Origin of the sequence: Alkalicoccobacillus porphyridii (assembly GCF_007293315.1) — a bacterium.
In the GTDB taxonomy this organism is placed as follows: domain Bacteria; phylum Bacillota; class Bacilli; order Bacillales; family Bacillaceae_D; genus Alkalicoccobacillus; species Alkalicoccobacillus porphyridii.
Map to the genome: position 1 here is coordinate 1 of NZ_VLXZ01000283.1, position 259 is coordinate 259.

Sequence of the window (259 nt, forward strand, 5' to 3'; positions counted from 1 at the left end):
TCCGTTTCGCCGCGCCGCCGCCGTTCATCGGCAATACCCTTCAACGGGATCTGCAAGTTGCGCTGAACGTCGGTGCCCAGGGCTTTTATCGGTGAAATATAGAGGATGCGTGAGGTTTTACGCTTATGCGCCTCGCGGGTATCTTCGCCGCCTTCGCGGAAGAGCCGATCGAGGGCGTAGAGAAATGCTGCCAGCGTTTTCCCGGAGCCGGTCGGTGCAATCACCAGCGCATGTTCGCTTCGCGCCGCCACATGCCAGG

At 60.6% G+C, this 259-nt stretch carries 1 protein-coding gene; it reads right to left on the reverse strand.

Going from position 1 to position 259, the window contains the following annotated elements; translation table 11 throughout:
* The coding region (locus FN960_RS24330) for a DEAD/DEAH box helicase (protein WP_143850834.1) at window positions 1-259 on the reverse strand (259 nt) is incomplete at both ends.